This is a genomic window from Paraburkholderia lacunae, from assembly GCF_003353175.1.
GTDB lineage: Bacteria > Pseudomonadota > Gammaproteobacteria > Burkholderiales > Burkholderiaceae > Paraburkholderia > Paraburkholderia lacunae.
Genome location: NZ_QHKS01000049.1, coordinates 13,461 through 31,725, shown reverse-complemented (window position 1 = coordinate 31,725; position 18,265 = coordinate 13,461). Strand labels below are relative to the sequence as shown.

Annotated in this window: 16 protein-coding genes; 10 read left to right on the top strand and 6 right to left on the bottom strand. The window is 63.9% G+C overall.

The genetic code is table 11. The annotated features are described in order from the left end of the window. Window positions 1-297 precede the first annotated feature (297 nt). Complete coding sequence (locus DLM46_RS36875) at window positions 298-918, bottom strand: TetR/AcrR family transcriptional regulator (RefSeq protein ID WP_115109561.1); 621 nt, start codon at window positions 916-918, stop codon at window positions 298-300. A gap of 104 nt (window positions 919-1,022) precedes the next feature. Continuing rightward, entirely contained in the window at window positions 1,023-1,607 is a 585-nt protein-coding gene (locus tag DLM46_RS36870; protein WP_115109559.1) for a TetR/AcrR family transcriptional regulator, read from the bottom strand. A gap of 441 nt (window positions 1,608-2,048) precedes the next feature. Here DLM46_RS36870 and DLM46_RS36865 point away from each other — a divergent pair, with 441 nt between their 5' ends. The 3 genes from DLM46_RS36865 (at window position 2,049) to DLM46_RS36855 (ending at window position 5,047) form a co-directional block, all read left to right on the top strand. Further along, window positions 2,049-3,164, top strand: a complete 1,116-nt coding sequence (locus DLM46_RS36865) for an alkene reductase (RefSeq protein WP_115109557.1) — start codon at window positions 2,049-2,051, stop codon at window positions 3,162-3,164. Window positions 3,165-3,285: 121 nt separating this feature from the next. Continuing rightward, window positions 3,286-3,876 (top strand): GNAT family N-acetyltransferase, encoded by a 591-nt coding sequence (locus DLM46_RS36860; RefSeq protein WP_115109554.1) that lies wholly within the window; start codon window positions 3,286-3,288, stop codon window positions 3,874-3,876. Between the two features lie 181 nt (window positions 3,877-4,057). Next, entirely contained in the window at window positions 4,058-5,047 is a 990-nt protein-coding gene (locus DLM46_RS36855) for a zinc-dependent alcohol dehydrogenase family protein (RefSeq protein ID WP_115109551.1), read from the top strand. An 879-nt stretch (window positions 5,048-5,926) separates the two neighbouring features. On the opposite strand, the gene DLM46_RS36845 is transcribed toward DLM46_RS36855, so the two are convergent. The 4 genes from DLM46_RS36845 to DLM46_RS36825 all read right to left on the bottom strand — a co-directional run bounded on the left by DLM46_RS36845 (window position 5,927) and on the right by DLM46_RS36825 (window position 9,854). Next, the gene (locus DLM46_RS36845; protein ID WP_115109547.1) at window positions 5,927-6,313 is read right to left on the bottom strand and encodes a phage protein NinX family protein; all 387 of its coding nucleotides are present in this window, start codon (window positions 6,311-6,313) and stop codon (window positions 5,927-5,929) included. A gap of 232 nt (window positions 6,314-6,545) precedes the next feature. Continuing rightward, the gene (locus DLM46_RS36840; RefSeq protein WP_115109545.1) at window positions 6,546-7,229 is read right to left on the bottom strand and encodes a glutathione S-transferase; all 684 of its coding nucleotides are present in this window, start codon (window positions 7,227-7,229) and stop codon (window positions 6,546-6,548) included. Between the two features lie 69 nt (window positions 7,230-7,298). Continuing rightward, a complete protein-coding gene (locus DLM46_RS36835; RefSeq protein ID WP_115109543.1) occupies window positions 7,299-8,453 on the bottom strand; it encodes an aldose epimerase family protein in 1,155 nt (384 codons plus the stop codon). Window positions 8,454-8,906: 453 nt separating this feature from the next. Continuing rightward, entirely contained in the window at window positions 8,907-9,854 is a 948-nt protein-coding gene (locus DLM46_RS36825; RefSeq protein WP_115109540.1) for a LysR family transcriptional regulator, read from the bottom strand. Between the two features lie 172 nt (window positions 9,855-10,026). Between DLM46_RS36825 and DLM46_RS36820 the strand changes: the two genes are divergently transcribed. The 7 genes from DLM46_RS36820 (at window position 10,027) to DLM46_RS36790 (ending at window position 18,243) form a co-directional block, all read left to right on the top strand. Further along, entirely contained in the window at window positions 10,027-11,073 is a 1,047-nt protein-coding gene (locus DLM46_RS36820) for a 4-hydroxythreonine-4-phosphate dehydrogenase PdxA (RefSeq protein ID WP_115109538.1), read from the top strand. 58 nt (window positions 11,074-11,131) lie between these two features. Next, on the top strand, window positions 11,132-12,304 hold the full coding sequence (locus tag DLM46_RS36815; protein WP_115109536.1) for an L-rhamnonate dehydratase: 1,173 nt from the start codon (window positions 11,132-11,134) through the stop codon (window positions 12,302-12,304). 2 nt (window positions 12,305-12,306) lie between these two features. Further along, the gene (locus DLM46_RS36810) at window positions 12,307-13,224 is read left to right on the top strand and encodes a dihydrodipicolinate synthase family protein (RefSeq protein WP_115109533.1); all 918 of its coding nucleotides are present in this window, start codon (window positions 12,307-12,309) and stop codon (window positions 13,222-13,224) included. A 129-nt stretch (window positions 13,225-13,353) separates the two neighbouring features. Next, the gene (locus DLM46_RS36805; RefSeq protein WP_115109531.1) at window positions 13,354-14,646 is read left to right on the top strand and encodes an MFS transporter; all 1,293 of its coding nucleotides are present in this window, start codon (window positions 13,354-13,356) and stop codon (window positions 14,644-14,646) included. A 93-nt stretch (window positions 14,647-14,739) separates the two neighbouring features. Next, window positions 14,740-15,687: a YncE family protein gene (locus DLM46_RS36800; RefSeq protein WP_115109528.1), complete on the top strand. Its 948-nt coding sequence runs from the start codon at window positions 14,740-14,742 to the stop codon at window positions 15,685-15,687. After that, window positions 15,665-16,663: an amidohydrolase family protein gene (locus DLM46_RS36795; protein ID WP_115109526.1), complete on the top strand. Its 999-nt coding sequence runs from the start codon at window positions 15,665-15,667 to the stop codon at window positions 16,661-16,663. Before DLM46_RS36800 ends, DLM46_RS36795 begins: the two co-directional genes overlap by 23 nt. Continuing rightward, window positions 16,663-18,243 (top strand): aldehyde dehydrogenase (NADP(+)), encoded by a 1,581-nt coding sequence (locus tag DLM46_RS36790; protein ID WP_115109563.1) that lies wholly within the window; start codon window positions 16,663-16,665, stop codon window positions 18,241-18,243. Before DLM46_RS36795 ends, DLM46_RS36790 begins: the two co-directional genes overlap by 1 nt. Window positions 18,244-18,265: the final 22 nt, after the last annotated feature.

Genomic DNA, 18,265 nt, shown 5'->3' with positions numbered 1-18,265 from the left:
GCATCACCGAAGGCTTCAGCCATTTCGTTGCCTCCATAGCTGCTCCGGTTGCTTCCGGCTGGAGCGGTTGCCGGGCGGGACTTACACCCGCTGGAAAGCGCCACCTTTTCACGGCGCACACCCTGACCGGCCCCTCGGCGACGAACAATCGCTGGTGACGCTCGGTGCGGAGGTCCGCGCTGAACTCGGCTGTGAGCCAGCGGGCTATGACTCGAGGCAGGATCATGGCGGGCGAAGCTGGAAAGCGCGTCCGCCGATCGTACCGACGCGGGGCGATGCCGCCTTGGCGCGAGTCGCTTACGCCGCTGCTTTGCGGGTGGGTTTCTTGCCAGTGTCGGCGGGCTTGTCGCGGCTGACAAGCAGCGAGAACGCGATAGTGAAGTAATCCTCGAGTGGTTCGCGGCTGTTGGCGATCTTCATGCGTACGACGGCGCCTTCCCAACTGTTGATCAGGAAGCGCGCGGTGCTGACCGGGTCGAGACCGGCGACGATGCTGCCATCTTCTTGGCCCTCGCGGATGGCGCTGGCGACCGCTTCGGTCCAGCGCACGAGCGAGTCGGCCAGATGAGCGCGGACCAGCGGCGTGTGGTCGGAGCTTTCGGCGGCGAAGTTGCCGATCAGGCAGCCCTTGCTGTAGCCGAAGGCGGCGTAGCGCGACGCCATGAATTCGAAATGGCCGCGTAGGCGGGCGACCGGCGGCGTGCTGCTATCGGCCAGCATTTCGCGCCTGGTGCCTTGCGCGTAGAGCTTCAGCACCTCGACGGCGAGGGCTTCCTTGGTCTTGAAATAGTTGTAGAACGAGCCCTTCGGAACGCCGCCCTTGTCGACGATGTCCTGGATGCTGCAGCCGTTGAAACCCAAGTCATGGAAGCAGCTTGCTGCCGCATCGAGAATTTTGTCGCGCACTTTCGACGCCATCAATGGACCTCGGACGGTGAATTGAAACCGCCCAGTATAGCTGGGCGGTAGTGCGTAGCCGTGAGCGCCGACCTCGTGAGCTGCGGCAACCGCGACGGCTTCGCTCAGGTCAGCAGTTTCGTAAATACCAGCCGCTTGAAACGTTCGACCGGCGCCGACGTGCGACGCGCCTTTGCCAGCAGGAAGGCGCCCTGCAGCGAGGCCACGAAGTACGCCGCGAAGTCATCGCAATCGGTCGACGCCGGCAGGTCGCCGTGTGCCACCGCCACGCGCAGACAGGACGTCACCGCGCTCTCGACCTCATCGAAGATTTCCACCAGGCGATGGCGGATCGGTTCGCTGTGGCCGCACGCTTCCGCCGAGAAATTGCCGTACAGACATCCATAGCGCATCTCGTCCCGCGACAGTCGCGCGAGATTGGCGTCGATATAGGCACCTAGCCGTTGCAGCGGCGGCAGCGCGTCGTTGAGCAGCGTCTCGCGGATCACGCGGCGATTGCCCTCGGAATACAAATCGAGAACCTCAAGGCCAAAGGCTTCCTTCGACGCGAAGTGATTGGTGAACGAGCCTTGCGGCACACCGGCGGCGCTGACGATATCGCGCACGCTGGCGCCCATGTAGCCGCGCTCGTGCACCACGCGCAGACCTTCGGTCAGGAGCTTGTTCCGGTTCGATGATTTGGTGGTCATGTTCTCAGTACACTACGAACGTACATATTAGGTTAAACGAGGTAGTGGCCTTATGCAACAAGATCCAGCCGGAGCGCGTTGCGTAAAGGGAGCGTCGGACGCGTCCAACGCCGCGTTCGGGCCGCGGCAGTTCCATGCTCCCCGATGTCGTGCATGCCTTCGACGCCGCGCGGCCTCGCCGTTGGTCCCATCGAATTGTGTTTTCGGGAAACTCGAATAATCCTCAAAGGCCTTGATTTGGCGTAGTTCCGCCGGTTTGACATCGCTATCGCCAGGCCGGCACCGCAAAAACCGCTTGACTGGAGAAGTGCGATTGCAAATACTACGACCGTACATATTTAGTGACCTGCACTTTCTGGGCAGATTCGATTCCTGCCAAAGGTCTTTCCACATGCGGCGTGACAAGTGCCGCGAAGTTTTATTCTTTTCGGAAAACGCGACATGAACACGATTCGCAAACAGCTGTTCTCACCCATCAAACTCGGCAAGATCGACCTGTCGCATCGCGTGGTGATGGCGCCACTGACGCGCCTTCGCTCAGAGCAACCGACCGACGTCCCCAGTGATCTGATGGCCGAAATGTACGGCCAGCGTGCGTCCAGGGGCGGCCTGATCGTCGCCGAGGCGACACCGGTATCTATCGTCGGCCGCGGCTATCTTGGCGCACCCGGCATCTATGCCGACGAACACATTGCCGGCTGGAAGAAGGTGACCGACGCGGTGCACGCCAAGGGAGGCCGCATCGTTCTGCAGTTGTGGCACGTCGGGCGCCAATCTCACGTCGAGATGACCGGCGGCGTGCCGCCCGTCGCGCCGTCGGTGGTGCCGTTCGAGCAGGTCGTCGTCACCAGGGACGGCTGGGTGCCGGTGTCGCAACACCGCGCACTCGACATTGAAGAAATCCCCGGCATCATCGAGGAATACCGCCGCGGCGCCGAACGCGCGCGGGCTGCGGGTTTCGACGGCGTCGAAATTCACAGCGCAAACGGCTATCTGCTCGACCAGTTCCTGCAGGACGGCAGCAACAAGCGCCTCGACGCCTATGGCGGATCGATCGAAAACCGAGCCCGTCTGCTGCTCGAAGTGACCGAGGCGGTCGTCTCGGTGTGGGGGCCGGGCGGTGTCGGCGTACGCGTCGGCCCGAGCGGCAGATGGGCGTCGATGTCCGATAGCAACCCGGAAGCGCTGTTCGGCCACGTGGCCGAACAACTGAATCGCTTCGATCTCGCCTATCTGCACGTGATCGAGCCGCGCATCGTAGGGGTCGAAGCGCCGGTGCCCGAAAAGCCGCCCGTTGCGGCCGCCCAGCTGCGCCGGCGCTTCAAGGGCGCGATTATCGCCGCCGGCGGTTTTGAACCCGATGGCGCGGAGCAGATCATCGCGCACGGCGACGCAGATCTCGTCGCATTCGGCCGCCATTTCGCCGCCAATCCCGATCTGCCGGAACGTATCCGTACCGGTGCCGCGCTGAATCCGTATGACCGCGACACCTTCTGGGGCGGCGACCACCGCGGCTACACCGACTATCCGACGCTTGAACAAAGGGCGGCGGCATAAGCTGCCAATATTCCTCCCAATTCGAACTCACGCGCCCGTATTGGCGCGCGTTCGGCTTAAATACGACCTATTAGCCGTCAAGGGAATTCCGGGTTGCACAAAGCTGCTGTTGAGGTGAAAGATGGACACAACCGCAAGCGCTCTCGAACCGTACGCAACGTGCCGAACGATTTCGAACGTGCCGGCCGAAGCGGTCCGGCACGTATGGGAGGCGAAAGACGGCACATCGGTGCTATTGCGTGCAATCAAACCCGACGACTTCGAAATCGAACGCGACTTCGTCAATGGACTGTCACGATCGACCGGCTACAAGCGTTTGATGTCGGGACGACGGCCGACTTTCGACGAGATGCATCGCTGGACCCATATCGATCCTCAGCGCGAAGGCGCGGTGATCACGGTGGTATTGATCGACGGTCGAAAACGGCAGGTCGGCGTCGCGCGATACGCAATGGAGCCGGGCAAGCACGATGTCGCCGAATGCGCGATCGTGATCAGCGACGCGTGGCAAGGCAGAGGGCTCGGTAGCCAACTGCTGTCGAGCTTGATCAAGCTTGCACGGCAGTCGGGTTTGAAGCGTCTGTATGGTACGACGCTTGCAGAAAACGGCGCGATGGTCAGGCTCGCGCAGCGACTTGGATTCCGGGTGTCTTACGATCCGCATTCGACGTTCCTGTGGGCGTTGTCGCTCGAGTTGACGTCTCAGGAATAGATCGTGACTGCGTACCTCTCGACTGTATCGCTAAGTGCGCAGCTTGGGTTACTGCGACTGAGCAACGCCTTCAGGCTCCGTAATCGCCTCAGTGGTGCGGCGAAATCCACGCGGTTCAAAGCGTCCGGTTCAATACATCACAGTCTGAATTAATTCGACCTGCCATCTAAAGGAAATCAATATGTCACGCATTATTCAATTCAGCGCCACGGGTGGTCCCGACGTGCTCGAATTCAAAGACGTTGAAGTGCCCTTTCCCGGGCCGGGCGAGCTACGCATCCGAGTAAAGGCAATCGGTTTGAACCGTGCCGAATCAATGTGGCGCAGCGGTGAGTATATCGAGGAGGCCAAGCTTCCTGCGCGTCTGGGCTACGAGGCGGCTGGTTTTGTCGACGCGGTGGGTCCGGGCGTTACAGATTTTGCTGTCGGCGATGCAGTCAACACCGTTCCCGCATTTTCGCAAAATCAGTATGGCGTATATGGCGAGTTGGTGCTCGCGCCGATATCGGCGGTGGTGAAGCATCCGCCGACCCTATCGTTCGAGCAGGCCGCGTCCATCTGGATGATGTTTATCACGGTGTACGGTGCCTTTATCGAGGCAGCCAAGCTTGAGGCAGGCGATGTTGTGCTGATCCCTGCTGCGTCTAGCAGTGTAGGCCTGGCAGCGATCCAGCTAGTCAACATGGTTGGTGCAACGCCAATAGCATTAACGCGAACTAACGCTAAGCGACAACAACTACTCGACGCGGGCGCGGCGGTCGTGATTGCGACGGACGAGCAGGATCTGGTCGAGGAAGTAATGCGAATTACGAACGGTGTCGGAGCACGCGTTGTCGTCGATCCGGTAGGCGGTGCGAGTCTCGGAAAACTGATTAAAGCGATGAAGACTGGCGGAATTTTCCTCGTGTATGGTGCGCTGAGTGAGGAGCCAGCACAACTTTCGTATCTTGATATGTTGATCAAGCTTCCGACCATTATCGGGTACACGATATGGAATACCAGCGGCGACCCAGTGCGCCAAAAGGCGGCGGTTGAGTTTATTACTGCTGGTCTCGCTTCCGGTGCTCTGAAACCGATGATCGACAAAACGTTCAAATTCGATGCGATTGTCGATGCGCACCGTTATCTGGAAGCTAATAACCAGTTCGGCAAGATCGTAGTGAGCGTATAGGCGATTTGGAGGGTCGCTCCGTGGATCGCGGCCCTCATTTCCACCGTCCTAACAGTTTTCTGAAATACCACCCGGCTCGTCATCGAGCGGGACCGCTGACACATTGAACGATATTGTTCCGGCTTAGCATCCCGTATGCGTTGTCGGATTGGTCGTGCGCTTGGGGGCCGCATAGTCTTGTTGTTGTGCGCTCATAGTCAGGCGCTACCGGGCGCCTGACTCGTTGATCAATTTCCTAAAGAAACTGTGATTATACAAAGGCCGGAAGTTGCGCTGGCCGCTGCCCAGCAGCTCTCACGACGGGTTCGGGCCAGCTACTTTCCATAATCAGCAACTTGGCAAAATCGGCCCTAGCTTCGCATAAGGCTGAGATGCTTCCATAGGGCATCCGGCGGGTTTCGGATGGCGGACCAGACATTCGAATGACGGACTTGTGGGATGGACGAGCGGCAACAATTGGCCGAACCCGGTCCGATGGCGAATTTCCGTAATTGACATACTTCTGCCGGTGGACGCCTCATTGGGTGAAGGGTCGCTTTTCCCAGCAATGGCGCCGTTGGCTATCGCGACGCTGTTCGCTTCCGCCTACTTGGTCGACCGCCGACACGGGCACTTTAGGCGGCCTCAGTTCCCACCAAGGGGCCCGACGCGATCTTTGGCGTGCCCGTTTGCTTGGCCGGCTTTTCATCGTCACGTCCCGTCGCCCGAACGCAGAAATATCGTGCTACACGAAGGCCGGCGTGACATTCGTGCGCGTGCCGACGGGGTATGCCAGCTCTCTCGATCGCAACATGCCAATCGAGATCCGGCAGCGGTTGCTCAGTGACGGGTACGCAAGCACCAAGGCGGCGGCTCTGGAGAAGATTGTGGCGGGGCAGACTATTCGGGTTTAGTCCCGGTCGTCGCCTCGTCAGGCACTTCCTCGCCGAACTTGTCTGCAACGTAGGCACGCATGGCGGCGATCAGCGGCGTTTTTCCATAGAAGCAAAAACCAGCCGGTGTGGATGCTGCGTAACCGCCATGGTGCAGTGTGCCGACATTTGTGTTGACCCGGGGTAGGCAGTAGTCTTCACGCTCGATGATCGGGCCGCCAACGGCCCAATCGCTCGCAGGAGTGAACGCTGTGTCTAAAGTGCCCGCTGGGTCACCGTCGCAAGCAGGCTTTTCCACCCAACATAGCCCATCGTCGATATGCGGATGAAGTAGATCTTCGGCTCGCGCTACCCAGTAGTCCAATAAGACTCCCTCCAGCTCAGCAACCTTCATGGTCTCTCCTGGCCTGCCTTCCGGCAGCGCGTCAAATCCCCGTTAGCCCGTCATCATCAATCTGCAGTTTCCCCTCCGCGGGATCCCACCTTTCAACCATATCGGCACTTCAAACTCGTCGTCCTCAGCGCTTACCCTACAGTCGCACTCGCAGCACAGCCAGTATGCCTGCCTATCGGCGGTAGCCAGATGGAACTCGTCGCGCTTGAGCAATTTGTCGCAGAGTGCGATCTCAGGCGAACGCCGGCTGGTTCTTGACGCTCGGGCGTTCCCACATTCTCGTGTACCAGGCCAGAAGGGCTTCGCACTCCGCAGGCACGGGCAGCTTCACGATCGACGCAAAGACCAGGCCGCCAATGAGAGTGATGTCGGCCATCGAGAAGGCATCCCCAGCGACAAACGGCTGGTTTTTCAGAACGTCATTGAAGTAGCGCATGCCCCTCAGGGCTTTGTCGCGCTGACGAAACCCCCATTCGGAGTTCTGATAGAGCTCGACGTCGGGCCCAAGCCCTGGCGTGGCATGGTGGAAATAGACACTGATGGCATCGAGCAACTCCAGCTCGGCGCGCTTGCTCATCATGTGGATCACCCCCTTTTCGAGCGGTGTCCTGCCGGTCAGCATGGGTGCGCCATCGAGCGTATCGAGGTATCCGGTAATGGCGGTGCATTCGGCGATGCAGGTTCCGTCGTTGAGTTCGAGGACCGGCAGCGTGCCCGAGTAGTTTTTCCCGGAGATGAACTCGGGCCTTTTGTGCTCCCCCTTGTAAAGATCGACCATCACGAACTCAACGCGCGATTGCAGATTTTTCTCGGCCAGGGCAATACGGACGCGTGTCGGATAAGGTCCCTTGGGGAAATCGTAAATCGTCATGATCGGCAGTGTGGTTACGTCAAAATTAATAGTGCTGGAAGTCATGCCTGCCTCTCTACGCGCTCTCTTACATGGGATCGGACGATATGGGGAGGTATCGCCCAGTGTCCCTGCTCATTTCGCCGTGGAGAATTTGTAGATCGTCGTCGCCGTGAACTGCTCGCCGGGATTCAGCACGGTCGTCGGCCAGTTGGGTTCGTTCGGCGAGTCGTCCGGATGCTCGGCGAGCATCGTGAAGAAGCTGCGGAATCCGTAGATTTTGCCGCCCTTGCCGACGTCGGTGCCGGGCAGTGCGTTGCCCGAGTAGAAGTGAATCGCCGGCTCGGTCGTGTAGATCTCCAGCACCCGGCCGGACGTCGGCTCGTACACGCGCGCGGCGAGCCCCAATTCGCCCGGACGCTTGTTCAGAAACCAGTTGTGGTCGTAGCCGCCTTCGGCCGGCGGGTTCGCGAGCTGCTGGCCTTGCTTCAGCTGATCGTCCTTCGTGTAGATCAGGTCGGCAATGCGCGTCGGCTTCGTGAAGTCGAACGGCGTCCCTTTGACGCTGCGACGCTCGCCGCTCGGGATCAGCTTGACGACCGGCGTGAAGGTATCAGCGTCGATCGTCACCATGTGATTCACGATGCTGTTGCTCGGGTCTGCGCTCAGGTTGAAGCCCGCGTGATTCGAGAAGTTGACGATGGTCTTCTTGTCGGTGACCGAGTCGTACCTGATCTTCAGCGCGTTGTCGTCGGTCAGCGTATAGACGACCTTTAGGCTGCAGTTGCCCGGATATCCTTCTTCGCCGTCCTTGAACACGTAGTTGACCTGCAGCGTGTGATCGTCGAGCTGCTTCGCGTCGAACACACGGAAGCGCGAGCCCTTCTTGCCGCCGTGCAGGTGGTTCGGGCCGTTGTTGATGCTGAGCTGGTACAGCTTGCCGTCCATCGTAAACTGGCCCTTCGCGATTCGGTTCGCATAGCGGCCAATGATCGCGCCGGTGGACGGGTTGTACCTGTTTCCGTCCTCGATCGTGTCGAAGCCCATCACGACGTCGCCCAGATTGCCGTTGCGGTCCGGAACCAGTAGCTCGACGATCTTGCCACCGTAGTTGCTGATCTTCACGACCATGCCCTGCTTGTTCTTCAGCGTGTAGAGGTCGGTCTGCTTGCCGTCGATCACACGCTGATAGCCTGCCGGCTTCACGTCGACGTAGGGCGCCGAGGCCGTCGCCAGGGCCGGCAGGCCGGCGAGCAGGATCAGCGCTGCACACGCACGTAACTTCAACATCGTTCGTCTCCTTTTTTGTCTGTCGATTTGCCCGGCGTGGCGGTCCCGGGGGCAGCGCCATTCCGGGCTTCCGGTGAGCGCCTAGTATCAGGAGATCGTTGATAACCGACTACTGAAATTACGCGATATATCGATATCCGCATGTTATCGATCGGTATTGCGCCGACGTGCGGATCAATCGTCGCAACGCCTCGGCCATCACGTTGCGGCCGGCATTGCCGGTATCGACGAACGCGACCTTCTTCGGCTCGTCCGCGAACGCGACGGACGCGCACTTCACGCCGAGGAAACAGAGCAGCCAGCGAGTTTGATTTTTTCCATGTTCTTCTCATCGTGGGAGGTTGGGAATGTCTCGGTACGGCCGCACGCGGGCCGCGCGAACATCATGCGGCCGGCGCGCCACGGAAAAAAGTGATGGTCCGATTTGGCAAGCGTGTGTCGCTTTGCAGTACGTCACGTGCGCGGCGGCTCGCCGTCGTCCTCGTGATGGAACAGCGTGAGGAACTGCCGCGCGGGAATGCTGATCGGCCGGTCGCGCCGCACGAGGCTGCCATACGACGGCAGCTTCTGCGCGAGCGTGTAGTCGACGATCGCGACGAGCCCGTGCTCCGCGTTGCGCTGTGCGACCGTCAGCGGGATCACGCCGAGCATCTGCGAGCGGTCGACGAGGTTCATCGTCGTCAGCATCGAGCCGGTCTCGATCAGCCCGCGCGGCATCGGTTGGTGATGCATCCGGAACTCGCACTCGATGACCTCGCGCGCCGGGCTGCCGCCCGGCTGCAGGATCCACGGATACTCGAGCAGCGCGTCGAACCCGACCGGCCCCGCGCCCGCGAGCGGATGGTTGCGGCCGGAGACGACCGCGAGCGCCTCGTCGTCGACCGCGCGGAACACGCAGTCGCTGCCGGCGTTGCGGCCGATCACGACCTCGAGCACGCCTTCCTGCAATTGCGGCATCAGCCGGTCGCTGGTGTCGACCGCGATGTCGATCGCGAGCAGCGGATAGCGCGCCTTCAGCTGCACGAGCGCCTCGGTGAGCCGCCCCGGCGACGCGGCCATGATGCTGCCGATCGCGAGCCGCCCGGCGCTGCCGAGCTGCAGCTCCGCGAGCTCACGGTTCAGCGCCTCCATGCTGCCGCGGATCCCGCGGAAATAGCCGAGCACGCGCTCGCCGGCCGGATTCAACACGAGGCCCCGCCCGACGCGATTGAACAGCCGCTGGCCGAGCGCGTTCTCGAGCTCGTGCAGCATCTTCGTGGCGGCCGGCTGCGTGAGGCCGAGCCGGGCGGCCGCCGCGCGCAGCGTCGAGCATTCGTCGACCGCGAGCAACAGCGCGATCTGACGCATCCGCAGCCGGTTCAGCAACTGCGGCGTCGAGTCCCGTTTGTCGATTGACCCCATATTTGATTACCTCAGGTTATCGATTCATCAAGAGTTTTCAATTTACGGGCACGGTCCGTCTACCTAGCATGAACCCCATGTCAGGAACAGCCGGATTCCGGCGAAAACGGAGACGCATTATGCAGACGAATTCAACGGTCGCGCCCCGCGCGGCGCACGGGGGAAAACCAGCATGACGGCCCCGTCGACCTTGCCCGTCGTCGCGCTGACGCTCGGCGATCCCGCCGGCATCGGTGCCGAGCTGATCGCGAAGCTGCTCGCGCGCCCCGATGCGACGTCCCGCGCGAACCTGGTGCTGGTCGGCGATCGCTGGCTGTGGGAAGCCGGCCAGCGCGTCGCCGGCGTGCAGGTCGACGTCGAGCCGATCGCGTCGCTCGCCGCCGCGCGCAACCGGCCGTCGATCGCGCGTCCCGCGCTCGTCGAAGTCGACACGATCGACCCGGCACAAGTGAAGGTCGGCGAGGTCTGCGCGGCCGGCGGCCGCTCGGTGCTGACCGTGCTGAACCTGTGCATGGACGCCACGCTCGCCGGCGAGGTCGACGCGATCTGCTTCGCGCCGCTGAACAAGCACGCGATGAAGCTCGGCGGCCTGAAGCACGAGGACGAGCTCCACCACTTCGCCGAATACCTCGGCGTGACCGGCTACTTCTGCGAATTCAACACGCTCGGCGAGCTGTGGACGTCGCGCATCTCGTCGCACGTGCCGCTGAAGGACGCGCCGGGCTACCTGAGCGTCGAGCGGATCGAGCAGGCGTCGGAGCTGATCTACCGGTCGCTGCTCGCGAATGGTATCGCGGCGCCGAAGGTCGCGATCGCCGCGTTCAATCCGCACGGCGGCGACGGCGGCAGCTGCGGCCGCGAAGAGATCGACATCATCGAGCCCGCGGTGACGAAGCTGCAGGCGCGCGACTGGCCGACCGACGCGCCGTTCCACGGCCCGTTCCCGGCGGACACGATCTTCCTGAAGGCGCAGGCCGGCGATTACCAGGCGATCGTCACGATGTACCACGACCAGGGGCAGATCGCGATCAAGCTGCTCGGCTTCTCGCGCGGCGTGACCGTGCAGGGCGGGCTGCCGGTGCCGATCACGACGCCCGCGCACGGCACCGCGTATGACATCGCGGGCCGCGGCACCGCCGACGTCGGCGCGACCTGGCAAGCCTTGCAGATCGCCTGCCGGATGGGCGCCGCGCGTCGGCAGCAGACGATTTCCGCGTAACGGCCGCCCGCGCGTTTCACGACGCATCGAAACACATCGAACCTCAGGAGACACCGTAATGAAGATCAAGTCCGTACGCGCTCGCGTATTCCAATGGAAGGGCAAGACCGTGCCGCCGCAGGGCAATTTCTGCGCGAACGCGATGGACCTGCTGTACGCGCCGCAGGAAACGATGAGCACGTTCCGCTTCCATTCGTGGACGGTCATCGAAGTCGAGACCGACGATGGGATCGTCGGCTACGGCAACGTCGCGCTCGCGCCGCAGGTCGCGAAGGTCATTGTCGACCAGTACCTCGCGCCGCTCGTGATCGGCCAGGACCCGTGGGACTACGAATACCTGAACCAGCGGATGTACCGCGCGACGCATGCATGGGGCCGCAAGGGGATCGGGATGGCCGCGATCTCGGGCGTCGACATCGCGATCTGGGACATCCTCGGCAAGAGCGTTGGCAAGCCGGTCTTCAAGCTGCTCGGCGGCCGCACGAAGGAGAAGATTCCGTGCTACTACTCGAAGCTCTATCGCACCGACCTGAAGGAAATGCAGGCCGAGGCGCAGAAATTCCTCGACCAGGGCTTCCGGGCGTTCAAGATGCGCTTCGGCTACGGGCCCGCTCACGGGCAGCAGGGCGTCGTCGAGAACCTGAAATCGGTCGCCGCGGTCCGTGAAGTGATCGGCTACGACAACGACCTGATGCTCGAGTGCTACATGGGCTGGAACCTCGAGTACGCGAAGCGGATTCTGCCGAAGCTCGAGAAGTATCAGCCGCGCTGGCTGGAAGAGCCGGTGATCGCCGACGACATCGACGGCTACGCGGAGCTGAACCAGCTGACGAGCATCCCGATCTCGGGCGGCGAGCACGAGTTCACGCTGTACGGCTTCAAGCAGCTGCTCGACCGCAAGGCGGTGTCGGTGGTCCAGTACGACACGAACCGCGTCGGCGGCATTACGATGGCGCACAAGATCAACGCGCTGTGCGAGGCGTACAGCGTGCCGGTGATCCCGCATGCGGGCCAGATGCACAACTATCACCTGACGATGAGCACGCTCGCGTCTCCGATGAGCGAGTACTTCCCGATGTTCGACGTCGAGGTCGGCAACGAGCTGTTCTATTACATCTTCGACGGCGAGCCGGTCGCCGAGAACGGCTACCTACAGCTGCGCGACGACGTGCCGGGCCTCGGCCTCACGCTGAAGACCGAGTTCCTCGACCAGTTCGAGATCGTGGAGTGATCATGAAAGCTCGTTACCAAGGCGTGTTCCCAGTCGCGCCGACGATCTTCACCGAGGACGGCGCGCTCGACCTCGACGGCCAGCGCCGCTGCCTCGACTTCATGATCGACGCGGGCTCGCAGGGGATCTGCATCCACGCGAACTATTCGGAGCAGTTCGCGCTCGGCGACGATGAGCGCGAACTGATCACGCGCACGACGCTCGAGCACGTCGCCGGCCGCGTGCCGGTGATCGTCACGACGTCGCACTTCAGCTCGCGGATCTGCGCGGAGCGCAATCGTCACGCGCAGGCGCTGGGCGCCGCGATGGTGATGGTGATGCCGCCATATCACGGTGCGACGTTCCGCGTGTCCGAAGCGCAGATCCAGGCGTTCTTCGAGGAAGTGACCGGCGGCCTCGACATCCCGCTGATGATCCAGGACGCGCCCGCGAGCGGCACGACACTGTCCGCTCCGTTCCTCGCAAAGCTCGCGCGCCAGATCGAGGCCTTGTCGTACTTCAAGATCGAGACCGCGGGTGCCGCGTCGAAACTGCGCGAGCTTATCGCGCTCGGCGGCGAGGCGATCGAAGGCCCGTGGGACGGCGAGGAGGGGATCACGCTGCTCGCCGATCTCGACGCGGGCGCGACCGGCGCGATGACGGGCGGCGGCTATCCGGACGGGATTCGCCAGATCACCGACGCGTACTTCGCGGGCAACCGCGACGAAGCGTGCACGCAGTACGCCCGCTGGCTGCCGCTGATCAACTACGAGAACCGCCAGGCAGGCTTCCTGACCGCAAAGGCGCTGATGATGGCAGGCGGTGTGATCGCGTGCGACAAGGCGCGCGCGCCGTGGCCCGAGCTGCATCCGCAGGTTCGCGCGGGGCTGCTCGAGGTCGCGCGCTGGCTCGATCCGCTCGTGCTGCGCTGGGGCCGCTGAGGTCCGTCCGCGCAGAGGCGGAACGCACATGCGTTCCGCGCCGGCGGCCGGCTCCGTGCCGGTTCGTCACTAAGTAACAGGCGGTCCATCAGAAGTCCGTCGCTGCCAACTACTAAAACTGGAGACACCATGACTGTGCTGACCCCGGCCAACGCGGCTTACGACGCCGTCGAAGCGATTCCACGCCGCCGCTGGCTGCGCGTGATTCCGCCGCTGCTGCTCGCGTGCATCATCTCTTACATGGATCGCGTGAACATCGCGTTCGCGATGCCGGGCGGGATGAATGCCGATCTCGGCATGGACGCGACGATGGCCGGTCTAGCCGGCGGGATCTTCTTCTTCGGCTACCTGTTCCTCCAAATTCCCGGCGGCAAGCGCGCGGCGCTCGGCAGCGGCAAGAAATTCATCGCATGGTCGCTCATCAGCTGGGCCGCGCTGTCGGGGCTGACCGGCCTCGTCACGCATACGTGGGAGCTGCTGACGCTGCGCTTCCTGCTCGGCGTCGCCGAAGGCGGGATGCTGCCCGTCGTGCTGACGATGGTCAGCAACTGGTTCCCCGATCGCGAACGCGGGCGCGCGAACGCGATGGTCATCATGTTCGTGCCGCTCGCCGGGATGATCACCGCGCCGCTGTCCGGCTACATTCTCGCCGCGTACGACTGGCGCCACCTGTTCTTCAGTACGGGCGTGCTGTCGCTGCTGTTCCTGATCGTCTGGATGCTATTCGCCGACGACGGCCCCGAGACCGCGCGCTGGGTGTCGCCGCGCGAGAAGGCGTACATTCTCGACGCGCTGCGCGAAGAGCAGGAGCGCAAGCGCGCGTCGGGCAAGCCGACTGCGGCGTCGTTCGGCGCGATGATGCACAACCCGACGATCTGGCTGCTGATCGCGATCAACTTCTGCTACCAGGTCGGCATCTACGGCTACACGATGTGGTTGCCGACGCTGCTGAAGAACCTCACGCACACCGGGATGGGCAAGATCGGCCTGCTCGCGATGCTGCCTTACATCGCGATGGTAGTCGGCATGTTCGTGACGTCGTATCTGTCCGACCGGACCGGCAAGCGCCGCCTGTTCGTGCTGCTGCCGCTCGTCGGCTTCGCTGCATGCCTCGCGCTGTCGGTGCTGACGCACGAGACGATGCTCGTTTCGTTCGCGTTCCTGATCGGCTGCGGCTTCTTCCTGCAGGCGGCGGCCGGCGTGTTCTGGGCGATTCCGCCGAAGCTCTGCAGCCCTGAGACCGCCGGCAGTGCGCGCGGCCTGATTAACGCGCTCGGCAACCTCGGCGGCTTCTGCGGCCCGTACGCGGTCGGTGTGCTGACCCAGCACGTGAGCTCGGCGGCCGGCGTGTACAGCCTTGCGGTTACGCTCGCGGTGGCCGGCCTGCTTGCGCTGACGCTGTCGAAGCGCTGCGAGGACTGAGAAACCGACTGGCGGTTGCGAATGCAACGAACCCACACTCGCCGCGGCACGGCATGCGTGCCGCGGCGAAACCTCGAAGGACGGAGATTCACGATGAACGACATCCTGCTGCTGGTGCAGAAATGCGCCCATACCTTCAGCTTCTACGATCTCGAGACGAAGGCGGCGCTCAAGCACATCGTGCTGCCGAACTTCCCGCACGAGTTCACCGTCGACGCGGAGCGCCGCTTCGCGTACGTCGGCATCTTCGGGATCGAAACCGCGTGGACGCGCGGCCAGGACGGCGATCACCGGATCGCCGAGATCGATCTGCACGAGCGCAAGCTCACGCGGATGCTCGACCTGTGGCCGTACTACCGGCCGCACGGGATGGCAAGCGACGACGACGGGCGCCTGTACGCGATGAGCGAGGCGAACGACATGCTGCTGGTGTTCGATCGTCCGCGCGAGCAGACGGTGCCGAACCTGGCGGTGCCGTCCGGCGGCGTGAAGACGCACCTTGTTACGCTGACGCGCGGCGCGAGCCGCGCGTACGGCGTGCATCTGCTGTCGAACACGGTCACGCAGTTCGATCCGCGCGACGCGACGGTGACGCCGCGCGCGGTGATGCCGGGGCCGCGCCCCGAAGGCAACGCGCTGTCGAGCGACGAGAAGACGCTGTTCGTCGCGAACCGCGGCGACGACACGCTCGTCGCGATCGACACTGCGACGATGACCTGCGGCCGCCGCGTGAAGACGCGCAACGATCCGAACCGCATCTACCGGACGAGCTCGGCCGACGGCCGCGATCTGCTGCTGCTGACGAATTCGGGCGAACGGTCGATCTCGGTGTTCGACGCGGAGCGGCTTGAGGAAGTCGAGCGCATCGCGCTACCGGCGAATCCGACCGCGCTGTCGTTCCATCCGTCGCGGCCCGCCGCCTACGTGTCGTTCCAGGACGATCACGTGCGCGAGCTCGACCTGACTGCCTGGTGCTTCGTCAACGAGATGCCAACGCTGCGTGAGCCGGACGCGTCCTATGTGCTCGCAGGCGGCCGCTGATCCGCGCGCGGACGACGCGGCGCTCGCGCTGCCCGATGCGATCGTCGACGCGCACCATCATTTGTGGCGCCTGAACGGCGACGTTCGCTATCCATGGCTGCAGGGCGCGTACGATCCCGAGCACTTCATCCTTGGCGATTACGCGGACCTGTGCAACGACTTCGGCGTCGACGAATTCCGGCGCGCGGCCGGCGGCGCGCCGGTCGTCGCGAGCGTGCACGTCGAGGCGGAGTGCCTGCGCGACGACGCGCTCGCGGAAACGCGCTGGCTGCATGAGGTCGTGGCGCGTCATCCGATTCCGTCGGCCGTCGTCGCGTGGGTCGACCTGCTCGCCGACGATGCCGACGAGCGCCTCGCCGAGCAGGCCGCGTATCCGCTCGTGCGCGGCGTGCGCTTCAAGCCGTGCGCGTCGGCGACGCCGGACGCCACGGTCGACGGCCCTGGCACGCTGAGCGACCCGCGCTGGCCGCGCGCGCTCGAACGGCTCGCCGCGCATGAGCTGCGCTGGGATCTGCGCGTGCCGTTCTGGCATCTCGACGAAACGGCCGCGCGGCTCGCCGATGCGCCGGCCGTCGACGTCGTGCTCGAACACGCGGGGCTGCCGTGGGACCGTTCGGACACGGGCCTCGCGCGCTGGCGGCGCGGGATGGAGGCGCTCGCCGAGCAGCCGCGCGTGTCGGTGAAACTGTCCGAATTCGGGCTGCGCGACGCCGCATGGAACGACGCTGAGAATCGCCGGATCATCGGCGACGCGGTCGCGATCTTCGGCGCCGAACGCTGCATGTTCGCGAGCAACTTCCCGGTCGCCGGATTGCGGGTCGCGTATCCGGCGCTGGTGCGGACGTTCGCGGCCGCGATGGCGGACCGGCAGCTGAGCGACGCGGCACGCCGCGCGATCTGGCATGACAACGCGATCCGGATCTACCGGATCGATCTCGACGAACCTCGCAAACTGGACACACAGACAGGACGATGATGCAGATCACCGGAGAGATGTTGATTGGCGGCGCGTCGGTACGCGGCGCGGACGGGACGATGTTCGCGTTCGACCCGGCGCACGGCACGGCGCTCGAGCCGCCGTTCGGCGCTGGTAGCGCGGACGACGTCGATCGCGCGTGCGGGCTCGCGCACGTGGCGTTCGATGCGTTCCGGGCAGCGCCGTTCGAAACGCGCGCGCGCTTTCTCGAGACGATCGCCGAGAACATTCTCGCGCTCGGCGACGCGCTGATCGAGCGCGCCCATCAGGAATCGGCGCTGACGGTCGCTCGGCTCGAAGGCGAGCGCGGGCGGACGGTCGGGCAATTGCGGCTCTTTGCGTCGCACATACGCGACGGGCGCTGGCTCGCCGCGACGATCGATCCCGCGCAGCCCGAGCGCAAGCCGCTGCCGCGCGCGGATCTGCGTCTGCAGAAGATACCGGTCGGGCCGGTTGCGGTGTTCGGCGCGAGCAATTTCCCGCTTGCGTTCTCGGTCGCGGGTGGCGATACCGCATCCGCGTTCGCGGCCGGGTGCCCGGTCGTCGTGAAGGCGCATCCCGCGCATCTCGGCACGTCGGAGCTCGTCGGGCGCGCGATCCAGCAGGCGGTGCGCGCGTGCGGGTTGCCGGAAGGCACGTTCTCGCTCGTGATCGGCGCGGGCAACGCGATCGGCGAGGTGCTCGTCGCGCATCCGGCGATCAAGGCGGTCGGCTTCACCGGCTCGCGCGGCGGCGGCCTCGCGCTGATGGACATCGCCGCGAAGCGTCGCGAGCCGATTCCGGTGTATGCGGAGATGAGCAGCATCAATCCGTTCTTTGTGCTGCCGGGCGCGCTCGCGAAGCGCGGCGCGGAGATCGCGCGCGGGTTCGTCGATTCGCTGACGCTCGGCGTCGGGCAGTTCTGCACGAATCCCGGGCTCGTCGTCGTGCTCGACGGGCCAGATACGCCGGCGTTCGTCGATGCGGCCGCGCAGGCGCTCGGGCAGAAGGGCGCGCAGACGATGCTGACCGCCGGCATTGCGGCTGCGTATGCGAACGGCATCGCCGAACGTGCGGCGGGCGCGGACGTGCGTGCGCTCGCGCGCGGCGCCGACACGGACGCGAAAAGCGCCGGATGCCCGGCGTTGTTCGCGACGACGCAGCAAGCGTTCATGTCGGACCCGCGACTCGAGGACGAAATTTTCGGGCCGACGTCGCTGATCGTGACCTGCAAGAACGTCGACGACATGATCGCGCTCGCGGAGCACGTCGAAGGGCAGCTCACGGCGACGCTGCACGTCGAGGCGGACGACGTCGCGCTCGCGCGACGCCTGTTGCCGACGCTCGAACGCAAGGCGGGACGGATTCTCGCGAACGGCTATCCGACCGGCGTCGAGGTGTCGCATGCGATGGTGCATGGCGGACCGTTCCCGGCGACGTCCGATCCGCGCACGACATCGGTCGGCGCGATGGCGATCGAGCGTTTTCTGCGGCCGGTTTGCTATCAGGATCTACCTGCGGAACTGCTGCCGCTCGCGCTGCAAGACGAGAACCCGCTCGATCTCTGGCGGGTGCGCGACGGCCGGCTCGGCCACGGCTAACCTGGCACACGATGCAATCGCT